Here is a 22,285-nt window from a genome sequence, read left to right as displayed (position 1 = left end):
GCTATCCCTCTTCCTTGAGAGTCTCATTGCCGTGCGCGATCAACGGGACGACGCCGGAGCCGATGCCGTCGAATCCGGCGCCGACGGTCTGTCCCTTGCTGTAGCGGAGGTGGATGCCTTCCAGGATCACCGCGAGTTTGAAGAACGCGAAGCTCACGTACCAGTTGAGCCGGGAGACGTCGCGGCCGGAACGCTCGGCGTACCGCGCGATGACCTCGTCGTTGCGCGGATAGCCCGGCGCCGAGCTGGCGTTGGACACGAACTGCAGCGAGACCTTGTCGCGTTCGGCGTAGGCCACCAGCAGCGCGAGGTCGGTCAGCGGGTCGCCGAGGGTGGACATCTCCCAGTCCAGCACCGCGGTGATCCGGTCGTCCGCGTTCACCAGCACGTTGTCCAGGCGGTAATCGCCGTGGACGATCGACGGCTTGCCCGATTCGGGTACCGACGAGGCGAGCCGGTCGTGGAGCTCGTCGACGCCGGGGAGGTCGCGGCTGCGGTTGCCGTCGAGCTGCTTCTTCCAGCGTCGTAACTGGCGTTCGAGGAACCCCTCCGGGCGGCCGAAATCGCCCAGCCCCACCGATTCCGGATCGACGGCGTGCAGGGCGACCAGGGTGTCGACCAGTTCCTCCGCGATCGCCTTGGTCCGGGCGGGGCCGAGCGCGGCGAGCTCGGTGTCGGAGCGGAAGGGCGTGCCCTCCACGAACTCCATCACGTAGAACCGCGAGCCGATGACGTCGGTGTCCTCGCACAGCAGCACGGTTTCCGGCACCGGGACCGCCGTGCCGTGCAGCCCGGTGATCACCCGGTACTCGCGGCCCATGTCGTGCGCGGTCGGCAGGACATGGCCCAGCGGCGGGCGGCGGACCACCCAGCGGGACCGGCCGTCGCCCACGATGTAGGTGAGGTTGGACCGGCCCCCCTCCACGACCTGGCCGCTCAGTTCACCCTGGACGAGACCGGGCCGGTGCTCGTCCAGATGGGCCTTGAGCCTGGCCAGGTCGAGGCCCGGCAGGTCGGACTGGTTCATGGTGCCTCCAGCGCTCGCTTTCCGGTTACAGTACCGACCAGTCGGTATGTCGGGTAGTGCTGGTCCGGCGAGGTGCCGGACGTCACCTTCTCAGGCGATCAGCCGGACGACCATCTCCGCGACGCACGCCGGTTTGGGTTCGCCGTCGATCTCGATCGTCCATTTGACGACGGCCTGCTTGCCGCCGGCGACGTCGGTGACCTCGACCAGCTCGGCGCCCGCCCGGATCTTCGCGCCGACCTTGACCGGCTGGGGGAACCGGACCTTGTTCAGCCCGTAGTTGATGCCCATCGTGAGCCCGTGGACGCGGTAGAGCTTCCCGACGAAGCCCGAAATGAGCGACAGCGTCAGGAAACCGTGTGCGATCGGGCCGCCGAACGGGCCTTCGGCGGCCTTCTCGACGTCGACGTGGATCCACTGGTGGTCGTCGGTGGCGTCGGCGAACAGGTTCACCCGGTCCTGGGTGAGCGTCAGCCAGTCGCTGTAGCCGAAGTGCTCGCCGACGGCGTTCTCGAACTCCTGCAGGGAGGCGAATTCGCGCATGGCTCAGTCCTTCGGTCCGCCGGCGACGTAGATGACCTGGCCGGAGATGAACCCGGCGCCGTCGCTCACCAGGAACGACGCGAGGTTGGCGATGTCCTCGGGGGTGCCGACACGCTGCACCGGGATCTGCGACGCGGCCGCCGCCTTGAAGTCCTCGAACGACATGCCGATCCGCTCGGCGGTCGCCGCGGTCATGTCGGTGGCGATGAACCCGGGGGCGATGGCGTTCGCGGTGACGTTGAACTTGCCCAGCTCGATCGCGAGCGTCTTGGTGAAGCCCTGCATGCCCGCCTTGGCCGCGGAGTAGTTGACCTGGCCGCGGTTGCCCAGCGCCGAGGTGCTGGACAGGTTGACGATGCGGCCCCACTTCTCCTGCGTCTGGTACTTCTGCACCTCGCGGGTCATCAGGAACGAGCCCTTCAGGTGCACGCCCAGCACCGAGTCCCAGTCCTGTTCGGTCATCTTGAACAGCAGGTTGTCGCGGGTGATACCGGCGTTGTTGATCAGCACGGTCGGCGCGCCGAGCTCCTCGGCCACCCGGGTCACCGCGGCTTCGACCTGTGCGGCGTCGTTGACGTCCAGCGCGACACCGACGGCCTTGCCGCCCTCGGCGACGATCGCTTCGGCCCCCTGCTTGACGCCCGCCTCGTCGAGGTCCAGCAGGCCGACGGCGAACCCGTCGGAAGCGAGCCGCTTGGCCACGGCCGCCCCGATGCCGCGGCCGGCGCCGGTGACGATCGCTACACGGGAGGGGTGTTCGGTCACGGGTGTTCTCCTCGTCGTCGAGTGGAAGTGAGCCCGAGTCTGCCGTACTAAGCGGTTGCTTTGTAGGGGCAATGCCGCTTTCGGGGAGCGCGCCCGCGCGAAAGCGGGCGAATGTGACCGCAATCACCCGCCTGGTCACTCGCTGACCGGATGGCCGACACGCGCGTCGGCCATCCGTGCCGCAGGTCCCTCAGCCCGCCCGCCTGCCGAGAACCTCGGTGATCAGCTTCGGCACCTCGCCGCCGTGCCAGGAACTGGGCGAGAACCGCTCCTGCGCGATCCCTTCCCAGAGTTCGCCGTCGTCCAGCGAAATACCTTCCTCGCGGGCCACGAGCGAGCCGATTTCCTGTGCCGCGACACCTTCACCGGCGAGGGTCTTCTTGGCGAGTTCCACATCCTGCGGCCGCACGGCGACCACGAGTGTCCAGTCGCCCCAGGCCTGCGCGAGCTCGAACGGGCCGAGCCCCGACTGCGCGCAGACGTCGGCGGGCGCGTCGTCCAGCCGGATGTCCGTGGTGATCCGCGCGCCGAGACCGTTGGCGCCGCACAGGGTCCGCACGGTCGGGAAGAGACCGTCGGAGACGTCCATCGCCGCGCGCGCCAGCCCGGCCGTGGCGAGCATCCGGCCAGCCGCCACCTGGGCCATCGGACGGCAGGCGCGCTCGCGGACGTCCGCGACGACAGGTCCGGGAAGCCGTGCCTGCTTTTCGACGAGCAACGCGTACGCCCAGAGATAGCCCGGCGAACCGACCAGCAGCAGTCGATCGCCGGCTTCGGCACCCGCGCGACCGAGCCGTCCGCCGGGGACACACCGGCCGATCGCGGTCGCGGTGAGCTGCCGGACCGGGCCGTCCCGGAGATCGCCGCCGACGACCTTGGTGCCGTGCACCTTCGTGCAGTCGTCCACGCCGTCGAGAAGCCGCCGGAACTCGCCCGCCGTGGTCGTCTTCGGCAGGGTGTAGTTGACGACCAGGCCGAGCGGGGTGGCGCCGGCCGCGGCCAGATCGGACAGGTTGATCGTCGCCAGCAGCCACCCGGCGTGGTAGGGATCCGTTTCGCCCAGGATGGTGACCAGCGGCGTGGGGCAGCTGTCGGTGGTGGCGACCAGTTCGCCACGAAGCCCTTCCGTGGCGTCGAGGACCGCGCAGTCGTCCCCGAACCCGCGGACACCGCCGTAGCGCGGCCGCAGGATGTGCTCCAGGATCGCGTGCTCGCCCAGTTCGCCGAGCCGGATGTCGTCGCCCACCGGCGAGAGTTCAGTTACGCCCGACATGATCCGCCAATCGGGACGGGGCGACGTTGTGGTCGCTGGAGTAGTTGTTCGGCATCGTGCCGTAGGGCTGGTCGCTGCCCGTGGAGGCGAACAGCATCAGATTGCAGATCCGCGTCCCGGGGTGCAGGAGCACGGGATGCCGCAGGTGGTTCACGATCTCCAGGGTCAGCACGGCGCCGGTCTCACTGCCGAAGCCGGGGCTGACCTGACCGCACAGGACGACGCTGATGCCGAGCCGCGCGTAGTCGCTCGTGCCGTCGACGAGCCCGGCGAGTTTCTCCGAAAGCCCGATCTTCTCCAGTGTCGGCGCGAGAACGACTTCGCCGGGTTCGACGCGCAGCCTGCCTTCGGCGTCGAGTTCCTTCGGCCGGAGTTCCGGATATGTGCTCCGGTCGGCGATGTCGACGGTCCCGGTCGATTCCAGCGAGAATGCCTCGTGACCGAGCCGCAGGCTGATCGCGGCCGGGCGGACGAGACCGGGCTCGAACGGGGTGATCGTGAGTTCCCCGGCGCGGTGCGCGCGTTTGATGGCCCGGTCGGTCAGGATCCCGCGGCGCAGAGCCGGCCACGTCATCGGCATGACGCCACCGCTTTCGCCACGGCGCCGACCAGGACACGGAAATCGGTCTCGGTCAGTTCGCCGTTGGGCTGGTCGTCGGACTCGCCGGGCTCGCAGTACACGACCGTGGTGCCGGTGCGGTGCGGCCCCTGGACCACCACCGTCGCGGTCAAGCCCGCGGCGATGGGCCGGACGGTGTGCACGACGGTGGTGTCGCACGAGTAGACGTCGCCGAGCCGGACGTGCGGGGTCTTCTCCACCGCGAGCCGGGCGGCGCCGTCCGCGAGCAACGCGGCCGGATTCGCCGGATCGGCGCCGTAGCGGTACCGGTCGTACGGCTTCCCGCCTTCGGTCGTTTCGTGGAACTCGACCATGTGCAGGCCTTCGCCCGCGACGATGGCCGAGGCGAATTCCCAGCGATGGCTGTGCGGATTGGACTCGCCGCGCGACGGTTCCGCGGAGTCCGGCCAGACATGGAGCCGGATGCGGAAATCGGCCGAGGCGTGGAGCACCATTTTGGCGAAACCGTTGGGATGCCAGTAGGAACGCTTCGCCGCGGCGCGGACGGCTTCCTCGTCGGCGAGGATTTCTTCGAGCCACGAAAGGAAAGTGCCGGGGGAGTCCTGTACCCGGTGCGCGACCGTGCGCAGCCAGGCAAGGTCCGCGTCGCCGTGGCCGGGGCGGCTCCCGGTGACCTCACGGAGGAACGCGTGGGCGCCCGTGAGGGTCGAGGGCGGGGTGTCGATCATGAAGTTCCTGGAATTCCTGGTGGGCTGAGCGGGGGCCCGGCGGCGGCGAATGCGGCCGCGCGGAGCGCGGTGACTGCGTCCAAGGTCTGCCAGATGGGTAGGTCGCCGCTTCCCCAGGCCCACAGTCCCTGATCGGCGTCGTAGCGCTCCCAAAGGGTTCCGAGCGCCCGGTTGAGCCGGGGGAGTGGCAGGAAGGGGGCGGTGGCGAGCGCTTGGACGACCCAGGCTGCGGTGAAGTGCCGGATGATGATCCGGGTCGTTCCTTCCCCGTCGGGGCGAGGCCGTTCGAGATCCTCGGCCACGCCATCGTCCGAATGCGACCGGTCGATGAGCCATTGTGTGGCTTCGTCGGCCGCCTCGCGGACGTCGTTGCGATCTTCACGGCTGCGCAGGACTTCCCGCAGCGCGACGACCGACCGTGCGGTGTGCACCACCGAGGCCTCCGGGGCGACGAGCCCGGCCTCGTTCTTCTCCGGCCACAGCTGTGAGCCGTCGAAGTCGAGCCGGGCCGCCAGGAGGGCGTCGATCAGCCGGTCGGTCAGCGGGGCGTCCGGCCGGAGCCGGACCGCCGTGTGCAGCACGGCGGACAACAGGTAGGGGCGGGTCCTGCTGTACGGGTCGAGCGACCCTTCGAGCTGGTCCAGCCCTTCGTCGGCGGACATGGTGCTGGTGCGGAAGAGCGCGTCCACCACGGACGCCGTCGTCTCCGGCCGTTTGCCGCCCGCGCGGCCACGCCAGCCCTGTGCCGACTGCAGCCGGTACAGATCTTCTGCGAGCGTATGTAGGTCGATGTAGGGATCGCCTACCACCAGCATGGTGTTGATCCCGTACGCGGTGCTGAGCGCCTTCGGCCCGGTGCTCTTCTGCAGGTTGTGCCGCCAGCCCAGCGGTTTCCCGTGCTCGTCCCGGATCAGGCGCTCGGCGAGTTTCGCGCCGACGGTGTGGAAGACCTGCAGCAGCGACCGTGAGGTGTCGACGATGGCGGCGTCACCGACGGCGGGCGGCGTGTGCTCGTGCGGGGAACGGGCGGTCTCCACCAGCGTGAACAGCGCGTTCGCGGCGCGGAAGTGATCGTCGAGCTGACGCGCGTTGTGCGCCGACGGCAGGTATTTCCCGGTCTCCCACTGGGTCAGGTTCGCCCTGGTCACGCCGATGATCCGGGCGGTCTCCGCCTGCGTTTCGCCCGCGGCCTTGCGCAGCCGCCGCAGCTCACGTCCGACACCCGACGCGGTAACGGTTTCCGCATCGGGGCTTACCGGCCGCTGCCCGGCCGATGTAGGCTTCATGTAGGCACTAGACACGGGCTTACCTACCTTTGGTAGGCAATGTAGGGCGGTGACTGAACGTGCACACAACGGCGAGAGTACAGCAAGCGAATCGGACCGTGCTGGCGCGTGGGTCAACGTCGGGTCACAACGTGTCGGGAGCCGCGATGGACCCTGTTCTACCTGGTCCTGGTGTGCGTGACCCACCCGGTCACGAGGACTGGTCCGACCTGGGCACGACCGGAGAATGGATGCTGACAGCCAACTGAATGTGACGCTGCGCATCTGACCCGGTTCGCGTCGCCTGTGGGCCACACGAATGCCGGAGTAGGCGCCGTGTGGGCCGACCCGAGTTCGCGCTTGGCTGCATCGGGGGTGAACCTCATGTCCCACCACGAGAACCACACGGCAGCGCCCCGGTCCTGGTTCGATCGGCTTCTCGAACGCTTCCACGAATGGCTCTTCGCGACCCGCGAGGACACGCGCGCCGCCGCTCGCGGCTGGCAGGTGTCGCGGGTGCCGAACAGCAGGCGCCGCGTCTACCGCGACCCCCGCTGGGACACCGTCCACGCGTGCGCGCCCTGCGGGGGCACGGGGTGGTGGCCCTACGAGGACGCCGTTTGCCCGGACTGCGCCGGTGCCGGTGTCGTCCGCTCCATTCCCGCGGCGGCCGTGGCCGCCGAGCAAACCGCCGGACGGACAGGAGGAAGGTCATGAGCCGTTGGCAGGAACCCCAGGCGATCGCCGAGCTGGCCAGGGAGATCACGGTGGTCAGGAGGCCCAACCCGATCACCGCCCTGTATCACTGGCGGTACGAGATCGGTGCGCTGATCGTGCTCCCGTACGCGTTGTACTCCCTTTTCCAGGCGGTCGGCCCGATCTGGGGTGCGGTCGTGCTGTTCGGTGTCGCGAACTGGCTGTTCTACTGGCGCTCGGCGCGGCGATTCCTCCGCGACCGGCTCCGCTCGATCGTCGTGCAGCACCGGCTGCGGACCGGGTTCGCCCGGGCCAGGGTGTGCACGCTCGACGGCAAGCTGCCGGTGATCCTGTGGACCAAACCGCGCGGTGACGAGGTCGAGGTCACCCTGTTCTGCCCGGCCGGAGTCGGCTACGAGCGCATCGAGCAGCGGCGGGCTCTGCTCGCGGCGGCGTGCTTCGCCTCCGACGTCCACGTGTACCGCCACCACAAACGCGCCAACGTGGTGCACCTTTCGGTCTGCACCGCACGACTGCGCAAGGACGTTGAAGACACTGCCGAGGACGACGTCACGCCCGGTCTGCCGCCCGCCCGACGATATGCCGGGCAGCCGGACGGTGCCGCCATTCCCCTTCCGGGGACCTTCGCAGGAATTCCGCGCGCAGCGCGGCGATGAACTCTTCACCGCGCGCGTCCGCCAGCGGCCGCATCGGTCCCGACCGGGTGTGCGCGGTGAAGAACGTGTCGGCGTCGGGGTGGATCATCGGGAACGACAAGGGTTCGTCGCGTTCGAGTACGACGTCTTCCAGCGCGGGCACGAGCCGTTCTTCCCAGGATCGATCGCCCGCGGGGACGCGTTCCCGCAGCACGTCGGAAAGCACCGTGAACGGCCCGCCCGGTTCGGTGCTGTGCGGCCAGTAGACGACCGAAAGCACGCCGCCCTGGCGAAGCGCGCCCGCCCACGATCGGAGCGCGGCGTCGGGTTCGGGTAGTTGCTGGAGGCCGAAGACCGAGACGACCGCGGCGGCCGAGGCCGGATCGAGTTCCGAGGCGTCACCTTCGACGACGCGTACGAGGGGATCGCCCGCGGACCGTCGCCTCGCCCTCGCGACCATGCCGGCGGACAGATCGATGCCGACGATCTCGCGGCCGGGCAGATGCCCGCCGAGTTCGTCGAGTTCCGGGAAGGTTCCGCAGCAGGGGACGAGAACGGGGCCCTCGGGCAGAACCGAGGGGAGAGCCCGCACCGCGGCGGAGACCCACGGCGCGAACCGGGGGACGTAGTAGGCGTCGTAGCCGGCGGCGGCTTCATCCCAGGCGCGGGCGAGTTGTTCGGCGGTCATCGTGTCTCCGCGAGGGATTCGAGCGCGGCGAGCCTTCGCCGCAGGTGGGCGCGTTCGGGTTCGGTCGGGGCGAGCGCGATCGCTTCGCGGTAGGCCGTGGCCGCCGCGTCGTCGCGGCCCAGCCGTTGCAGCAGATCTGCCCGGGCGATCGCGAAGGGAGGATAGCCGCGGAGCATCGGTTCGCCGGTCAGTTCGTCGAGCAGCGCGAGCCCCGCGGCCGGGCCGTCGCGCAGGGCGACGGCCACGGCGCGGTTGAGCGCGACGACGGGGGAGGGCGCCAAGGTCATCAGGACGTCGTAGAGCGCCACGATCTGCGGCCAGTCGGTGGTTTCGACATCGGCCGCTTCGTCGTGCAGGGCCGCGATCGCGGCCTGCACCCCGTACGGGCCAGGCGGGCCGCCCGTCAGCGAGGCGACCACCAGGTGACCGCCCTCTTCGATCAGTTCCCGGTTCCACCGGCTCCGGTCCTGGTCCGCCAGGAGGACCGGTTCGCCGTCCGGCCCGGTCCGGGCGTCCCGCCGCGCGTGGACGAGCAGCATCAGCGCGAGCAGTCCCGCCACCTCCTGATCGGCGGGCATCAGCCCGCGCAGGACGCGGCCGAGCCGGATGGCCTCCTCGGCGAGGTCGGCCCGCTGCAGACTCGCTCCCGAACTGGCCGCGTATCCCTCGGTGAAGATCGAGTACACCGCCTGCAGCACACCCGGCAGCCGCTCCGGTAGTTCGTCCGCGTCCGGGACCCGGAACGGGATCCGGGCCTCGCTGATCTTCTTCTTCGCCCGCACGATCCGCTTCGCCATCGTCGGCACCGGGACGAGATAGGCCCGTGCCACCTCCGGCGTGGTCAGCCCGGCGAGAAACCGCAGGGTCAGCGCGCCCCGGTCCTCGACGGGCAGGGCGGGATGGGCACAGGTGAAGAACAGCCGCAGCCGCTCGTCCGGCAGGCCGTCACCGGCGTCCGGCACGGGACCGGCTCGGTCGGCTTCCACCTGCAGGACCGCGAGTTTGGCGGCGTAGGCCTGGTCGCGGCGCAGCCGATCGACGGCCTTGCGCCGGGCGGTGGTCATCAGCCACGCGCCCGGCCGCGGCGGGACACCGTCCACCGGCCAGCGCTCCAGCGCCGCTTCGATCGCCTCGGACGTGACCTCTTCGGCCAGGTCCAAGTCGCCGAAGCGGCGCACGAGCGCGGCGAGGAGCCTGCCCTGTTCCTCGCGGAACACCGCCTCGACCGACGCCACGCCGTCGCTCCGCTCGTCCATGGTCAGGCGGAGAAGTCGGCGACCGGGCGGACCACCACCGAACCGTCGCGGGCGCCGGGGCAGCGGGCCGCCCAGTCGAGGGCGACGTCCAGGTCCGGCACGTCGATGACGTAGAAACCGCCCAGCACCTCGCGCGCCTCGGCGTAGGGCCCGTCGGTCACCGTCCGCTTCCCGTCGCGATCGACCGTCACCGTCGTCGCGGTGACGAGATCGGCCAGCGACTCCCCGGCGGACCAGATCCCGGCGTCCTTGACCTGCTTGTCGTAAGCCATCCAGTCCTCGAAGGTGCACTGGGGCTCGACGTCGCCGGCCGCGGCCTGGATCAGCAGCATGTACTTCACGGTGGTACTCCCTCTGGTTTCCGCGCGGCCTGCTTGCCGCACGACACCACTACGAGCGGGAGACCGTCAAATGGACAGGGCGCCCGAAGGAACTTTCAGGACGCGGTCTCCAGCGCTTCGGCCTGCTCGGTCACCGGAGCGGTGACCACGCGCGCGGGGATGAGCAGCGACGCGAGCGCGAGCAGCCCGGTCAGCGCCATGGCGCGTTCGACCAGTCCGAGCGGGATCGCCCGCCACCAGGGCTCGCCGCCGTTCATCGAGACCACGATCGCCCCGAGGATCACGCCGAACCAGGCCAGGGCCGCCACCGCGAGCACCCGCGTCACCGCGCGCCGCGCGCGGGAGGACGGGAAGACGGCCTTCGCGGCGAACCACACGGCCAAGGGCAGGCAGACGAAGGCCACGACGCTCGCGATCCGGTGCACGGTCCCGCCGGTGCTCGGCCCGATCGCCCAGTTGTTCTTGGGGAACGCCACGATCACCACCAGGCTCACCGTCCAGAGCGCGCAGAAGACCGAGGCCGCCGACAGGACGGGAAGGTGCTTGCGGCGGATCAGCGCGCCGAAGCCGATCGCCGAGCCCAGCGCGACCAGCAGGACCGCGACGTCGAAGATCCACTTGTGCTCGCTGAGCGCGTATTCGCTGATGGTGCGGCGGACCGGGCTGATGTCGCTGGTGGCGGGGAGGACCTGCAGGAGCAGGATCAGCAGTGCTCCGCCGGCGACCGAGGCCACGGCGGCCAGCAGGGCCAGCGGTGACCTGGCGGTGACCTGGGGCGTCGTCATGGTTGAACGGTAACCACCCAACCTGAAGGTTTTCTTAGGCTTTCCTGTCGAAATCGACAGGGAAGCCCCATTCTACGGCGCGCGTGCGAGTGATCGTTCCGGCACGGTCGGTGAGATCGTTGGGCCGAAAGGGGTGTAGCCGACTTGTGGCGGGTCCCTCCGGCGGCGTCCCGGGTCTAGGGTCTCGCTACCGGTGACCTCACCCGGTCACCGGACTGTCCAAGGAGGTCAGTCTGTGGGGTATTCACCAAACCGGCGAAGAGCGGGATGGACGGCGGCGACCCTGGTGCTCGCCGGCACCTTCGTGGCACTTCCGTCGGCCACGACGGCGGTGGCCGCGGACAACGTGGTCAAGGCCAACCAGGCCGTACCGCGTTCCTGTTTCGCCGCGCTCCAGAAGCCGGGCACAGCAGGTACCGACCGGCGTGAGTTCACGTCCACAGTGGACGGTCTGCTGCAGGCGCGGATCGCGCCTCGTGGCGGCGGTGAGGGCGACTGGGACCTCGCGGTCTTCGACAAGGTCACCGGCGCCGTGGTCGCCGCGTCCGCCGCGTTGCGCAGCCACGAACTCGCCGAAGGCTTCGTGAAGAAGGACCAGCAGCTGGTCGTGCAGACCTGCCGGTACGACGGGAAGACTCGCGACGCGCTGCTGGGGGTCGACTTCCTCGCCCTCACGCCGCAGGGCACGCCGACCAGTGCCGCGCACGCGCCGCAGCGCGCCGAACTGGTCCGCGTCGAGACCCCGGGCAAGCAGGACAAGGACAAGCTGCTCCGGCTCGGCCTCGACGTCACCGAGAAGGCCGACGCCACCGGTGTCGAGGTCGTCCTCGCCAACGACGCCGACCGCAAGACCCTGGCGGACAACGGCTTCAAGTCGAAGGTGGTCGAGGCCGACCTTTCGGCGAAGTCGATCCAGAACGCCAAGACCGACCGCGAGTACGCCGCGAAGACGCCGGGCTCCACGCTGCCGTCCGGGCGGACGAGCTACCGGCACCTTTACGACTACCAGTTCGAGGTCAAGGAACTGGCCCGCAAGAACCCCAAGCTCGTCACGGCGTTCACGCTGCCGCAGCCGACCTGGGAAGGCCGTGACGTCCTCGGCCTCGAGATCGCGAGCGACGTCAAGAACATCGCGGACGGCAAACCCGTCAACTTCACCATGGGTGTGCACCACGCCCGGGAGTGGCCGGCGGGCGAGCACGCCATGGAGTGGGCTCACGAGCTGGTCAAGGGCTACACCGGTGGCAACGCCGAGATCCGCGGCCTGGTCGGCCGGACGCGCAACATCATCGTGCCGATCGTCAACCCCGACGGCTTCGAAATCTCCCGTGAGGCCGAGCCCAAGGGCGACTTCTCGCGGTTCGACTACGAGATGAAGCGCAAGAACTGCAACGTCAACGACTCGCCCAAGGAGTTCGCGACCGGCGTCTGCAAGGCCAACCCCGCCGGCCGCGAACGCGGAACCGACCCGAACCGCAACTACGCGGGTTTCTGGGGCGGCGCCGGCGCGTCGACCCTGTGGCGCAGTGACACGTTCCGCGGTTCCGGCCCGTTCTCCGAGCCCGAGACGCAGAACATCCGCTCGATCGTGTCCAACCGTCAGGTGACCAACCTGATCACGCTGCACACCTACTCCAACCTGGTGCTGCGTGTCCCGGGTGTCGCCGCCGTCCGCCCGCCGCTCGACGAGCCGGCGTACAAGGCGCTCGGCGACAAGATGGCCTCGCGCAACGGATACACCAGCCAGCCGTCGTGGGCGCTGTACGACACGACCGGCTCGACCGAGGACTGGTCGTACTGGGCCACCGGTGGCTGGGGCTTCACGTTCGAGGTCGGCCCGAACGAGTTCCACCCGCCGTTCGCCGAAGGTGTCGTCGCCGAGTACACCGGTGTCGCCCCCGCGGCCGGTGCGGGCAAGGGCGGAAACCGTGCCGCGTTCATCGACATGCTGGCCAACACCGCCGACCCGGCGGCGCATTCGACGCTGATCGGTACGGCGCCGAAGGGCTACCAGCTGAAGCTGCACAAGACCTTCCAGACGCCGACCTCGCCGGTGGTGCAGCCCGACGGCTCGACGAAGCCGCCGATCTACGTCACCGACGACCTGAACTCGTCGCTGTCCTCCACCGGCGGCCGGTTCGCGTGGTCGATCAACCCGTCGACGCGGCCCTACGTCGCGGGCCGCTACGGCCGCGAGCCGCAGGGTCCGGCGCAGCCCGCCATCCAGGCCGTCAACCCGCCCGGGGTGCCGGCGATCAACCAGAACTACCCGACGGACCCGACTTCGGAGAGCTTCACGTTCCACGTCGACGGGCTCCCCAAGGTCGACAACGGGAAGTTCAGCGTCGACGTCAAGTGGGCCAGCCAGGACACGGACTGGGACCTGTACGTCTTCGACTCCGCGGGCAACATGGTGTCGTCGTCGGCGAACGGTTCGACCACGGAAGAGCACGCGATCCTGTACGACCCGCCCGCCGGGGACTACACGGCCGTGCTGGTCAACTACTCGCAGGCGAATCCGTCCACTGTGGACGACTGGGCCGGCGGTGTGTCGTTCCAGTCGCCGATCCCGCCGACCTACGGCCCCAAGGAGGCGTACCAGCTGACCTGTACGTCGCCGAAGGGCAAGCTCGTCGGGCTGGCGGACGTCTACATCGACCGCGGCCAGACGGTCGACGTCGGTGAGGTCTGCACCCGTTCCGCGCGGGCCAAGAAGGAGCGCTCGGGCCGGTAGTTCTCGTTTAGCGCGTGAAGGCCCCCTTCCCTCGGCTCAGTCGAGGGAAGGGGGCCTTCACGCGCTTCGCCCCGCATGCGGTAGTTGGCAGTGCGAACTACCGCACTCGGAGGACGAAATGCTGGCTTGCCGTTCGCTAGACGGTGCCGGCGGCTGGTCCGGCACCACCCGCATCGTCGCCGCGTCCACAGTGGACGGCCCCCGGGGGTTGCGAAAGCCACTTTCACAACCTTCAACGTTGCGAAAGTGGCTTTCGCAACACCCGCGGGCCTGAGCCCCCGCCCGCTTCGCTCAGACGGTGCCGACGACCCGGTCCCGCACCACGCGCATCGTCGCCGAGTCCACAGTGGACGGCTCCGCCGCCAGCCATCCGCCGATCTCGTGCAGGAACTGTTCCGGCGTCATCGGCGGCGCGGGGGAGGGATCCTCGAGATCCGTGGTGATCTCCCCGGTCCGGCTCGGGTACACGATCATCGCCCCGCGCAGCGCGACCCCCGGCAGGATCCGCCGGTATTCGGCGAGGCTTTCGGCCAGCCTGCTCCCGCCGCCGCGGAAGGCGCGGCCGTTGCGCAGCAACCGGTCGTCGTCATCGGTTTCGTAGTGCCCGGGCAGCCACAGCTTCGATTCGATGAGCACGAGCCGCTTTCCGCACAGCACCGCGTGGTCGACGTCGGCGAACACCGAGTCCGGCCAGGAGAGGCCGTGGAAGATCCGGGCGCCGGGCAGCCGGGTCAGGTAGCGCTCGAGCAGGTCGGCGGTGAGCCGTTCGGCGAGTTCGTCGGTCTCGACGCCGGGCGTGCCGAACACGCGTTTCCCGCCGAATTCGGCGGCGAACCGGTTCTTGGCGCGGGATGCCGCCAGATAGCCGCGCGCGAGCCGTTGCACGAGCAGGGCCGTCCCGGCGGTCAGGATCAGCCAGACGATCAGCGTGGGGGCCGAGAATCCGACCCCGGTCAGCACCGGCAGCAGCACCAGCACCATCCCGCCGACCGCCGCCACCACCGGGGTGTGGCCGGGGCCGCGCCGCCGCCCGTGCCGCACGCGCTCGTCCTGCGCGGCGAATTCCCACCATTCCAGGTCGTCCGGATCGATCACGACCGGGTCGGGCTCGTAGCCCGGTTCTTCGCCGAAGCGACGCCGCGGCCGCGGCCGGATCGGGACGCGCACCGAGCGGCCGCCCGCGTCGTAGCCGGCGCGCCGCATCGGGTCGCTGAGCGTGTCGTAGGCCTCGCGGACCAGTTGGAAGGTGAGCGCGGATCCGCCGGTGTCCGGGTGATGCGACTTCGCCAGCCGCCGGTACGCGGTCTTGATCTCGTTGACCGAGGCGGCCTTGCCCACGCCGAGCACCTCGTAGTAGTCGACATCGGGCACGGGCGGTTCACCTCCAAAGGGCCGGGCCGCAACACTATTCGGCCGCCGCCGGTCGCCCGCAACCACCTCCGCGGCGCGTCGGGGTGACCCCGCGGGCATACTGTTTCGCTTGTGGCGGAACGAGGTCCGCCTCCGCCGCGTCCTGGATATCGTGGAGATCGACAGCACGCGAGGGGGAACAGTGGTGGGAGAACCGGTCACGGGTACGGCGGCGGGGGTGCCGTTCACCGTTTTGCCGCCATCGGCCGAGGTCAGCGGCCCCGCGCCGGTGGTCGTCGCCTGGCACATGATCGACGCGCCCCGCACCGACGCGGCGTTCGCGGCCGCGCTGCCGCTGGCCGGGGTGCCCGCGTGGCGGGTCTACCTCGGAATGCCGTTGTGCGGCGCGAGAATGGTCGACGGCAGCATGGACGCGGTGGTGGAGCGGGCCGTCCGGGACGCGGTGCTCGCCTACGCCGACCCGTTCGTCCGGCAGGCGGCGCTGGAATTCCCCGCGGCACTGGCTGAGCTGCGGGAACGCTTCGGCTTCGACACCTCGCGGATGGCCGTCGTCGGCGGTTCCCTCGGTGGTGCCGTGGCGCTCACGATCCTTGCCACGAGGGAGATCCCGGTGCGGGCCGCCGCGCTGGTCAACCCCGCCGTCCGGGTGCGGTCGCTGGTCGGCGTGGTGGAAACCATGCTGGAACAGCCCTATTCGTGGACGGACGAAGCGAATCAAGCGGCGGATCAGCTCGACTTCGTCGCACGATCGGGTGAAATCTCGGCCAGGGACACGCAGGTTCCGCTGCTGGTCGTCAGCGGCGAAGAGGATTTCCCGACGTTCCGCGCGGACGCCGACGAACTCGTCGACGCGTTGCGTGCCCAGTACTCCGTGGCTGACGACGTCCGGTTGCGCAGGCTTCCCGGCCTCGCCCATCCGCTCGCCGAAGACCCGGGCATCGATCCCGCGCCGCAGCTGCCGATCGCGAAGCTGGCCGACGAAGCGGTCACCGAGTGGCTGGAGCGCCACCTGCGCTGACGTGCGTCAGCAGGCCGGTGGCGGCACCGACCGGGACGGCCCGAATTCCAGGCGCAGCTTGTCGGTCTTGGGGATCACGAACGCGACACCGGTCGACGCCCGCCAGTTCGAGGGCAGGAAGACGTACTGGCCACTGGACTGGAGCAGCAGTTTCAGCCCGGTGTACCGGTACTTGTAGGCCGATCCGGGGTCGGCGCATTTCACCTGCGTGACACCGTGCGCGGTGAGGTTGAGGCTTTCCGCGCTGTACAGCGTCGCGGCCGGTCTGCTCGGGATCAACCCGGACGCCTCGAAGGCGCGGCTCGTGCCGACGGCTCCCGAGTAGTCCCCGACCGCCCAGAAGAGGCCGATGCTCACCAGGGCGTACCCGGTCACCAGTTCCGCGACGTTCGACCGGGTGCTTCCGGTCCGGCGCGAGGTCCAGTGACGCCAGGAGAAGAGCGCCATCAGGACCCCGAGCGCGAAGCCAACCCCTGGAAGACCGGGACGGTCGCGAAGGGGTTCCGGGTCGAACGCGATCGCGGTCGACCCGGCCAGCAGCGCGAGGCCGAGGACGCCGGCGACGGGGGAGCAGATCCGCAGCAGCCGTGACCAGGAAGCCTCGCCAAGGCGGATCTTCAGGAACCTGGTCAGGACGAGGAAGAGCAGCGCGGCGCCCGCGACGCCGGTCAGGGGCAGGAGCACCCCGTCGACGCCGCGCCCGAAGATCTCGTCCGGCGTCTGGCCGAGCAGGGTGTAGTGCACGCGGAAGTAGGCGAAATACGTCTGCGTGTAGACGAGCCCGAAGTAGTAGAGCAGCGCGGTGAGCAGGGTCGTGTTGGCCAGGACCGCGCCGACCAGCTTGAGCGCGTGCGCCGGTCCCGCCGCGGGTTCGGGCTCCGGAGGTGCGGGAGCGCGGAGCCCCCGCCGTAGTGGCCGCCGGATGGTCATCCGCCGGTGGTTTCGCTCGGCTGCTCGCTTTCCGACTTCGACGGAGCCGAGCTTTCGGTCTCGCACGTCCTGGCCTGGATCGTGATCTTCTTGCCGGGACGGACCGGATTCGGGCCGATGCTCCGGATGCAGTTCCCCGCCTCCTTGTCCGCGATCACGACCGTGACCCCGCACCGCCGGGAACTTTCGCAGAGGCGTTCGAGGTTCTGCTCGATCGCGCGTTTGGCGGTCTCGGGGTCGGTGCCGAGCAGGTCGCTGTTGTACTTGATCGGGCTCCCGGGGACGACGCCGGGCGGAGGAGAGTCCTTCGTCGGGACCACTTCGGAAGACGCCGTCGGAGCCGTCTCCGTGGGGACTCCGCTGTCGGTCGTCAGATCCCCCGGTGCCGTGTCGCGGGGTGTGGACGCTCCTCCGCAGGCCGCCGCGAACCCGAGTGCGGCGATCACCAGTGCCGTGCCGAACAGCCGTTTCATGGACCTCACCGTCCCTGGGGAAGACGTCCTTCTCGATAAGGACGCGGAACGAGGGCTCCCTGATACGTCCCGGCTTGGTCCGTTCGGGCGTATTCCCGGGGAATCCGCCCTTTCGGGCAATTCCCGGTGGACCGGAGCACGACAACTTCGCGGACCGGCCTTCCGACACGCCCGAAATTATGTTAAGAAACTTTACTAACTAACAGGAGGCGCGTTTTGAGTTCATCCCCGCGGCCGGGGCTCGAGCGGAAGATCGGGCCGCTCCAGGCGACCGCCATCAACATGACCCAGATGTGCGGGATCGGCCCGTTCGTCACCATCCCCGCGATGGTGGTGACCCTAGGCGGCCCGCAGGCCATGTTCGGCTGGCTCATCGGCGCGGTCATCGCGCTGGCCGACGGCCTGATCTGGGCCGAACTCGGCGCCGCCCTCCCTGGCGCCGGCGGCACCTACGTCTATCTGCGCGAGGCGTTCGGCGCCCGTACCGGCAGGCTCATGCCGTTCCTGTTCGCCTGGAGCGCGGTGCTGTTCATCCCGCTGATCATGTCCACCGGCATCATCGGGCTCGTCCAGTACCTCGGATACCTGGTCCCCGGGGTCGCCGACGACGGTGGCACGACGGTGCTCCGCAAGGTCATCGGCCTCGGCGTCATCACGCTGATCGTGCTGGCTTTGTTCCGCAAGATCGGCGAGATCGGGAAGCTGACCACCGTCCTGTTCGGGATCATGCTGTTCGCCGCCCTCTCGGTGATCGTCGCGGCCTTCACCCATTTCGATGGCGCGCAAGCGTTCGCCTTCACACCGGGCGCGTTCTCGTTCGACGGCGGCGCGTTCTGGGTGGGGCTCGGCGCCGGGCTGATCATCGCCATCTACGACTATCTCGGCTACAACACCAGCGCCTACCTCGGCGGCGAGGTGCGCGACCCGGGCCGGACGCTGCCGCGGTCGATCATCCTCTCGATCCTCGGCATCATGAGCCTGTACTTCCTGCTGCAGCTCGGGGTGCTCGGCTCGATCCCGCTGGAGGAACTGAAGAACGCCACTTCGGTCGCCTCCACCGTGCTGGAACAGGCGTGGGGTACCGGCGCGGCCAAGGCCATCACCGTGTTCATCGTGATCGCCGCGATCGGTTCGGTGTTCGCCGGTCTGCTCGGTGGTTCGCGGGTCCCGTTCGAAGCGGCGCGCGACAAGGTTTTCCTGCCGGTGTTCGCGAAGCTGCACCCGAAGCTGAACCTGCCGACCGCGGGGGTGCTGACGATGGGTGTCATCGCCGCGATCGGCTCGCTCTTCACGCTGACCGCGGTGATCAACGCGGCGGTGACGGTGCTCGTGATCGTCCAGTCGCTCGCGCAGGTCGCGGCGATCGTCGTGCTGCGGCGGCGACGCCCGGAACTGCACCGGCCGTACCGCCAATGGCTCTATCCGATCCCGACGGTGATCGCGCTGCTCGGGTGGGTCTACATCTACTTTTCCGCCACCTGGCTCTCGATCGGGCTTTCGGTGGGCTGGATCGCGCTCGGCGTGGCGGCGTTCTTCGCCTACGCCAAGGCGGAGCGCGTGTGGCCGTTCGGGCCAAAGGGGATTCAGGAAGCGTTCGCGGGGGCGGCAGAGGGGAACGGGAAGTGACGGGGGAAGAACTGATCCTGGGGATCGACTTCGGCGGCACCAAGGTCGCGATCGGGCTGGCCGACCGGGCCGGGAGCCTGCTGGTGACCCGGCGGCTGGACACCGACGCGCAAGCGGGTGCCGGGCAGGTGGTGAGCCGCGCGCTCGCCGCGGCGCGGAAACTGCTCGCCGACGAAGGCGCCGCGGACCGGCTCGTCGCGATCGGCGTGGTCAGCCCCGGCATCGTGCTGGAGGACCGCATCCTGCTCGCGCCCAACGTGCCGGGCTGGGAGGAACTGCGGCTGCGCGACCTCGTCGCCGCCGAGTTCGAGGGGGTGCCGATCGAGGTGGGCACCGACGCCAAGGCGGCGGCGCTCGCGGAATGGCGATGGGGGGCGCTGGCGGACACCGATCCGGCGGTGTTCCTCTCGCTGGGGACCGGGATCGCCGCGGCGGTCCTGGTCGGCGGCCGGCTGCTGGCCGGCGCCAACGGCGCTGCGGGAGAGATCGGGTACAACCTCCTCTCGCCGCAGGACACCGACGGGTTCGCCGGCGGAGCGGCGCCGCTGGAGGAAGCCGTCGGTGGGCGTGGGCTGGGCGGCCGGGCGAGTGCGCTGCTCGGCCGCCCGGTGACCGCGGGCGAACTGTTCGGCCTCGCCAGGGAGAACGCGCAGGCCAAGGAACTGGTCGGCGCGGCACTCGACGAACTCTCGATGCACGTCGCGAACCTCGCCATCGCGCTCGACCCGCAGCGCATCGCCGTCGGCGGGGGACTGGTGCGCTCGGCCGACATCCTGCTGCCCGCGCTGCGCGAGCGGCTCGCCCAGGCCGTGCCGTTCCCGCCGGAACTGGTGTCGGCGAAATTCGACCAGGACGCGTCGCTGCTGGGCGCGATCGCGATCGCGCTGGACGCCTAGCGAGATCACCGACCGAAGCCGCCGGGCGCCCGCTAGATCCGATCTAGCGAATGTCCGGCGGCTTTCTCGCGCCCAAGGGGTGAAGCGAGAGGAGGTCGGTCATGGACGCCAGTCCACTGCGGGTCGCGGTGATCATCGGGAGCACCCGCGAGGGGCGGGTGGGAGAGGCCGTCGGCAAGTGGTTCACCGGCCGGGCGGAACACCGGGACGACCTCGTCACCGACGTGCTCGACCTGGTCGACTTCGACCTGCCCGCGGGACTGCCGGAGCATCCGACGTCCGACATGAAGCGGTTCGCGAGGCTGGTCGACGAGGCCGAGGCGTTTATCGTCGTCACGCCCGAGTACAACCGCAGTTTCCCGGCGTCGCTCAAACAGGCGATCGACTGCGCCTACGACGAATGGCGCGCGAAGCCGGTCGGTTTCGTCTCCTACGGCTACCGCTCGCAGGGGCTCTACGCCGTGGAGCAGCTGCGCACGATCTTCACCGAGTTGCACACGGTGACCATGCGCGACACCGTGGCCTTCAACCTCCTCGACGGCACCTTCGCCCGCGACGGCACCCCGTTCGACAGCGACGGGCAGGGACAGGCCGTGACCACCCTGCTCGACGAGCTCGCCTGGTGGGGTCTCGCCCTGCGCGAAGCGCGCGCCGCTCGCCCCTACGTCTGCTGAATACTTCTGAAAGGAAACGGAAAATGAGTGAACTGGCCATCGAAGCCTCGGGGCTGGTCAAGGTGTTCGGGGACAACCGGGCGGTCGACGGGATCGACCTGCAGGTCCCCGCCGGCACCGTGTACGGCGTCCTGGGGCCGAACGGCGCCGGCAAGACCACCGCGGTGAAGATGCTCGCGACCCTGCTCCGCCCCAACGGCGGGGAAGCACGCGTCTTCGGCAAGGACGTCGTCCGCGACGCCGACGCGGTCCGGTCCATGGTGAGCCTGACCGGGCAGTACGCCTCGGTCGACGAAGACCTGACCGGCACCGAGAACCTGGTGCTGATCGGCAGGCTGACCGGGCACCGCAAACCCGCGGCCCGCGCCCGGGCGGAGGAACTGCTGGCGGCGTTCGGCCTGACCGAAGCCGCCGGCAGGCAGGTGAAGAACTATTCCGGCGGGATGCGGCGGCGGATCGACATCGCCGCGAGCATCCTCAACACCCCGGACGTGCTCTTCCTCGACGAGCCGACGACCGGGCTCGATCCCCGCAGCCGCAACCAGGTCTGGGACATCGTGCGCGCCATCGTCAAGCACGGCACCACGGTCCTGCTGACCACGCAGTACCTCGACGAGGCCGACCAGCTGGCGTCCCGGATCGCGGTCATCGACCACGGCAAGGTGATCGCCGAAGGCACCAAGGGGCAGCTGAAGGCGTCGGTCGGGGCCGGCGCGGTCCACGTCCGGCTGCGCGAGGCCGACCAGCGTGCCGAGGCCGAAGCGCTGCTCGTCCGCGCCCTGGACGCCCAGGTGCTGCTGGAGCCGGACCCCGTCGCGCTCACCGCGCGGCTCACGGGCGAGAGCACCGAACAGGGTGCCGCCGAGCACGCCGCGCGCGCACTGTCCGAACTCGCGCGCGCCGGCATCGTCGTCGACACCTTCTCCCTCGGCCAGCCGAGCCTCGACGAGGTCTTCCTGGCCCTGACCGACCGCACCGCCACGCCTGAGGAGAGTGCGGCTTGACCGCGGAATCAAGTCCGCCACCGGTACGTCCGGCGGCCGAAAGGCGCACCAACCCAACTCGCCAGCGCGGTACTGAGGAGAGATCAGCTTGAGCACCACGGCAGTCAAAGACAACGAACCCGTTCTCGCGGCACCGAAGGCGGAGGATCTCGCCGCCGTCCTGATCGCGAAGAACCGCCCTCAGCGCCCCAGCGCGCTGTCGACCTCGGTCACCTTCGGGTGGCGCGCGATGCTGAAGATCAAGCACGTGCCCGAGCAGCTGTTCGACGTCACGGCGTTCCCGATCATGATGACGCTGATGTTCACCTACCTGTTCGGCGGCGCGCTGTCCGGTTCGCCGACGCAGTACCTGCAGTTCCTGCTGCCGGGCATCATGGCGAGCAGCATCCTGATGATCACCATGTACACCGGGATCTCGGTGAACACCGACATCGAGAAGGGTGTGTTCGACCGGTTCCGCACGCTGCCGATCTGGCGGCCGTCGGCGATGGTCGGCTACCTGCTCGGCGACATGCTGCGGTACCTCATCGCGTCGCTGGTGATCCTCGGCGTCGGGCTGATCATGGGCTTCCGCCCCGCCGGCGGATTCGGTGGCGTGGCCGCAGCGATCCTCCTGCTGCTGGCGTTCTCGTTCGCGTTCTCGTGGATCTGGACGATGTTCGGCCTGCTGCTGCGCAGCGAGAAGTCGGTGATGGGGGTCAGCATGATGGTGCTGTTCCCGCTGACCTTCCTCAGCAACATCTACGTCAATCCGGAGACGATGCCGGGCTGGCTGCAGGCCTTCGTCGACGTCAACCCGGTGACCCACGTGGTCGCGGCGGTCCGCTCGATGATGGACGGCAACTGGGACGGCGGCGAGATCAGCTGGGTGCTGATCGCCGGCGCGGTCATCCTCGCGATCTTCGGCACCTTGACGATGCGCCTCTACAACCGCAAGTGAGCCCTAACCTCGTGAG

General features: G+C 69.5%; 23 protein-coding genes. 9 read left to right on the top strand and 14 right to left on the bottom strand.

Features of this window, described 5'->3' with window-relative positions:
* Position 1 precedes the first annotated feature (1 nt).
* The 7 genes from H4W30_RS25375 to H4W30_RS25345 all read right to left on the bottom strand — a co-directional run bounded on the left by H4W30_RS25375 (position 2) and on the right by H4W30_RS25345 (position 6,202).
* Positions 2 to 1,027, bottom strand: a complete 1,026-nt coding sequence (locus H4W30_RS25375) for a phosphotransferase family protein (protein WP_192745151.1) — start codon at positions 1,025 to 1,027, stop codon at positions 2 to 4.
* Positions 1,028 to 1,117: 90 nt separating this feature from the next.
* Positions 1,118 to 1,570: a MaoC family dehydratase gene (locus tag H4W30_RS25370; RefSeq protein ID WP_192745150.1), complete on the bottom strand. Its 453-nt coding sequence runs from the start codon at positions 1,568 to 1,570 to the stop codon at positions 1,118 to 1,120.
* 3 nt (positions 1,571 to 1,573) lie between these two features.
* Positions 1,574 to 2,335 carry a 3-oxoacyl-ACP reductase FabG gene (fabG, locus tag H4W30_RS25365; protein WP_007029803.1) on the bottom strand — a complete coding sequence of 254 codons (762 nt, stop codon included), beginning with the start codon at positions 2,333 to 2,335 and terminating at the stop codon, positions 1,574 to 1,576.
* A gap of 190 nt (positions 2,336 to 2,525) precedes the next feature.
* A complete protein-coding gene (locus tag H4W30_RS25360; RefSeq protein WP_192745149.1) occupies positions 2,526 to 3,608 on the bottom strand; it encodes a thiamine-phosphate kinase in 1,083 nt (360 codons plus the stop codon).
* Positions 3,592 to 4,188, bottom strand: coding sequence for a dCTP deaminase (gene dcd / locus H4W30_RS25355; protein ID WP_192745148.1), 597 nt, complete (start codon positions 4,186 to 4,188; stop codon positions 3,592 to 3,594). Before dcd ends, H4W30_RS25360 begins: the two co-directional genes overlap by 17 nt.
* The gene (locus H4W30_RS25350) at positions 4,179 to 4,916 is read right to left on the bottom strand and encodes a hypothetical protein (RefSeq protein ID WP_192745147.1); all 738 of its coding nucleotides are present in this window, start codon (positions 4,914 to 4,916) and stop codon (positions 4,179 to 4,181) included. Before H4W30_RS25350 ends, dcd begins: the two co-directional genes overlap by 10 nt.
* Entirely contained in the window at positions 4,913 to 6,202 is a 1,290-nt protein-coding gene (locus tag H4W30_RS25345) for a helix-turn-helix transcriptional regulator (protein ID WP_192745146.1), read from the bottom strand. Before H4W30_RS25345 ends, H4W30_RS25350 begins: the two co-directional genes overlap by 4 nt.
* Before the next feature lie 363 nt (positions 6,203 to 6,565).
* Between H4W30_RS25345 and H4W30_RS25340 the strand changes: the two genes are divergently transcribed.
* Positions 6,566 to 6,898 (top strand): zinc finger-like domain-containing protein, encoded by a 333-nt coding sequence (locus tag H4W30_RS25340; protein ID WP_192745145.1) that lies wholly within the window; start codon positions 6,566 to 6,568, stop codon positions 6,896 to 6,898.
* Positions 6,895 to 7,554: a hypothetical protein gene (locus H4W30_RS25335; RefSeq protein WP_192745144.1), complete on the top strand. Its 660-nt coding sequence runs from the start codon at positions 6,895 to 6,897 to the stop codon at positions 7,552 to 7,554. Before H4W30_RS25340 ends, H4W30_RS25335 begins: the two co-directional genes overlap by 4 nt.
* Here H4W30_RS25335 and H4W30_RS25330 read toward each other — a convergent pair.
* From H4W30_RS25330 to H4W30_RS25315, 4 genes are all read right to left on the bottom strand, one after another.
* On the bottom strand, positions 7,448 to 8,221 hold the full coding sequence (locus tag H4W30_RS25330) for a class I SAM-dependent methyltransferase (protein ID WP_192745143.1): 774 nt from the start codon (positions 8,219 to 8,221) through the stop codon (positions 7,448 to 7,450). The two genes, H4W30_RS25335 and H4W30_RS25330, sit on opposite strands and share 107 nt — an antisense overlap.
* Positions 8,218 to 9,477 (bottom strand): RNA polymerase sigma factor, encoded by a 1,260-nt coding sequence (locus H4W30_RS25325; RefSeq protein ID WP_192745142.1) that lies wholly within the window; start codon positions 9,475 to 9,477, stop codon positions 8,218 to 8,220. The genes H4W30_RS25330 and H4W30_RS25325 overlap by 4 nt, the downstream gene beginning before the upstream one ends.
* Positions 9,478 to 9,479: 2 nt before the next feature.
* Complete coding sequence (locus tag H4W30_RS25320; protein WP_192745141.1) at positions 9,480 to 9,818, bottom strand: YciI family protein; 339 nt, start codon at positions 9,816 to 9,818, stop codon at positions 9,480 to 9,482.
* 95 nt (positions 9,819 to 9,913) lie between these two features.
* Entirely contained in the window at positions 9,914 to 10,603 is a 690-nt protein-coding gene (locus tag H4W30_RS25315; protein WP_192745140.1) for a DUF998 domain-containing protein, read from the bottom strand.
* A gap of 235 nt (positions 10,604 to 10,838) precedes the next feature.
* Here H4W30_RS25315 and H4W30_RS25310 point away from each other — a divergent pair, with 235 nt between their 5' ends.
* Complete coding sequence (locus H4W30_RS25310) at positions 10,839 to 13,337, top strand: M14 family zinc carboxypeptidase (RefSeq protein ID WP_318780669.1); 2,499 nt, start codon at positions 10,839 to 10,841, stop codon at positions 13,335 to 13,337.
* 291 nt (positions 13,338 to 13,628) lie between these two features.
* Here the strand turns inward: H4W30_RS25310 and H4W30_RS25305 are convergent, their stop codons facing one another.
* A complete protein-coding gene (locus H4W30_RS25305; protein ID WP_192745139.1) occupies positions 13,629 to 14,708 on the bottom strand; it encodes a J domain-containing protein in 1,080 nt (359 codons plus the stop codon).
* Between the two features lie 184 nt (positions 14,709 to 14,892).
* Between H4W30_RS25305 and H4W30_RS25300 the strand changes: the two genes are divergently transcribed.
* Entirely contained in the window at positions 14,893 to 15,726 is an 834-nt protein-coding gene (locus H4W30_RS25300) for an alpha/beta hydrolase family protein (RefSeq protein WP_318780668.1), read from the top strand.
* Positions 15,727 to 15,732: 6 nt separating this feature from the next.
* Here the strand turns inward: H4W30_RS25300 and H4W30_RS25295 are convergent, their stop codons facing one another.
* Both H4W30_RS25295 and H4W30_RS25290 read right to left on the bottom strand, forming a co-directional pair.
* The gene (locus tag H4W30_RS25295) at positions 15,733 to 16,656 is read right to left on the bottom strand and encodes a hypothetical protein (protein WP_192745137.1); all 924 of its coding nucleotides are present in this window, start codon (positions 16,654 to 16,656) and stop codon (positions 15,733 to 15,735) included.
* Entirely contained in the window at positions 16,653 to 17,129 is a 477-nt protein-coding gene (locus H4W30_RS25290) for a hypothetical protein (protein ID WP_192745136.1), read from the bottom strand. The genes H4W30_RS25295 and H4W30_RS25290 overlap by 4 nt, the downstream gene beginning before the upstream one ends.
* 216 nt (positions 17,130 to 17,345) lie before the next feature.
* Here H4W30_RS25290 and H4W30_RS25285 point away from each other — a divergent pair, with 216 nt between their 5' ends.
* From H4W30_RS25285 to H4W30_RS25265, 5 genes are all read left to right on the top strand, one after another.
* The gene (locus H4W30_RS25285; protein ID WP_192745135.1) at positions 17,346 to 18,755 is read left to right on the top strand and encodes an APC family permease; all 1,410 of its coding nucleotides are present in this window, start codon (positions 17,346 to 17,348) and stop codon (positions 18,753 to 18,755) included.
* Positions 18,752 to 19,651, top strand: a complete 900-nt coding sequence (locus tag H4W30_RS25280; RefSeq protein ID WP_192745134.1) for an ROK family protein — start codon at positions 18,752 to 18,754, stop codon at positions 19,649 to 19,651. Before H4W30_RS25285 ends, H4W30_RS25280 begins: the two co-directional genes overlap by 4 nt.
* A 101-nt stretch (positions 19,652 to 19,752) precedes the next feature.
* A complete protein-coding gene (locus tag H4W30_RS25275) occupies positions 19,753 to 20,325 on the top strand; it encodes an NADPH-dependent FMN reductase (RefSeq protein WP_192745133.1) in 573 nt (190 codons plus the stop codon).
* 23 nt (positions 20,326 to 20,348) lie between these two features.
* The gene (locus H4W30_RS25270) at positions 20,349 to 21,329 is read left to right on the top strand and encodes an ATP-binding cassette domain-containing protein (protein WP_192745132.1); all 981 of its coding nucleotides are present in this window, start codon (positions 20,349 to 20,351) and stop codon (positions 21,327 to 21,329) included.
* 88 nt (positions 21,330 to 21,417) lie between these two features.
* On the top strand, positions 21,418 to 22,269 hold the full coding sequence (locus H4W30_RS25265) for an ABC transporter permease (RefSeq protein WP_126735834.1): 852 nt from the start codon (positions 21,418 to 21,420) through the stop codon (positions 22,267 to 22,269).
* Positions 22,270 to 22,285: the final 16 nt, after the last annotated feature.

Source organism: Amycolatopsis roodepoortensis (assembly GCF_014873915.1).
GTDB lineage: Bacteria > Actinomycetota > Actinomycetes > Mycobacteriales > Pseudonocardiaceae > Amycolatopsis > Amycolatopsis roodepoortensis.
Note: the sequence above shows the minus strand (reverse complement) of the source record. Positions and strands in the feature narration are given on the sequence as shown.

What these genes read in the sequence shown, in the direction of transcription:
- H4W30_RS25375 (WP_192745151.1), bottom strand. Translation starts at nt 1,027, where the DNA reads ATGAACCAGTCCGACCTGCCGGGCCTCGACCTGGCCAGGCTCAAGGCC.
- H4W30_RS25370 (WP_192745150.1), bottom strand. Translation starts at nt 1,570, where the DNA reads ATGCGCGAATTCGCCTCCCTGCAGGAGTTCGAGAACGCCGTCGGCGAG.
- H4W30_RS25360 (WP_192745149.1), bottom strand. Translation starts at nt 3,608, where the DNA reads ATGTCGGGCGTAACTGAACTCTCGCCGGTGGGCGACGACATCCGGCTC.
- dcd (WP_192745148.1), bottom strand. Translation starts at nt 4,188, where the DNA reads ATGCCGATGACGTGGCCGGCTCTGCGCCGCGGGATCCTGACCGACCGG.
- H4W30_RS25350 (WP_192745147.1), bottom strand. Translation starts at nt 4,916, where the DNA reads ATGATCGACACCCCGCCCTCGACCCTCACGGGCGCCCACGCGTTCCTC.
- H4W30_RS25345 (WP_192745146.1), bottom strand. Translation starts at nt 6,202, where the DNA reads ATGAAGCCTACATCGGCCGGGCAGCGGCCGGTAAGCCCCGATGCGGAA.
- H4W30_RS25340 (WP_192745145.1), top strand. Translation starts at nt 6,566, where the DNA reads ATGTCCCACCACGAGAACCACACGGCAGCGCCCCGGTCCTGGTTCGAT.
- H4W30_RS25335 (WP_192745144.1), top strand. Translation starts at nt 6,895, where the DNA reads ATGAGCCGTTGGCAGGAACCCCAGGCGATCGCCGAGCTGGCCAGGGAG.
- H4W30_RS25330 (WP_192745143.1), bottom strand. Translation starts at nt 8,221, where the DNA reads ATGACCGCCGAACAACTCGCCCGCGCCTGGGATGAAGCCGCCGCCGGC.
- H4W30_RS25325 (WP_192745142.1), bottom strand. Translation starts at nt 9,477, where the DNA reads ATGGACGAGCGGAGCGACGGCGTGGCGTCGGTCGAGGCGGTGTTCCGC.
- H4W30_RS25315 (WP_192745140.1), bottom strand. Translation starts at nt 10,603, where the DNA reads ATGACGACGCCCCAGGTCACCGCCAGGTCACCGCTGGCCCTGCTGGCC.
- H4W30_RS25295 (WP_192745137.1), bottom strand. Translation starts at nt 16,656, where the DNA reads ATGACCATCCGGCGGCCACTACGGCGGGGGCTCCGCGCTCCCGCACCT.
- H4W30_RS25290 (WP_192745136.1), bottom strand. Translation starts at nt 17,129, where the DNA reads ATGAAACGGCTGTTCGGCACGGCACTGGTGATCGCCGCACTCGGGTTC.
- H4W30_RS25275 (WP_192745133.1), top strand. Translation starts at nt 19,753, where the DNA reads ATGGACGCCAGTCCACTGCGGGTCGCGGTGATCATCGGGAGCACCCGC.
- H4W30_RS25270 (WP_192745132.1), top strand. Translation starts at nt 20,349, where the DNA reads ATGAGTGAACTGGCCATCGAAGCCTCGGGGCTGGTCAAGGTGTTCGGG.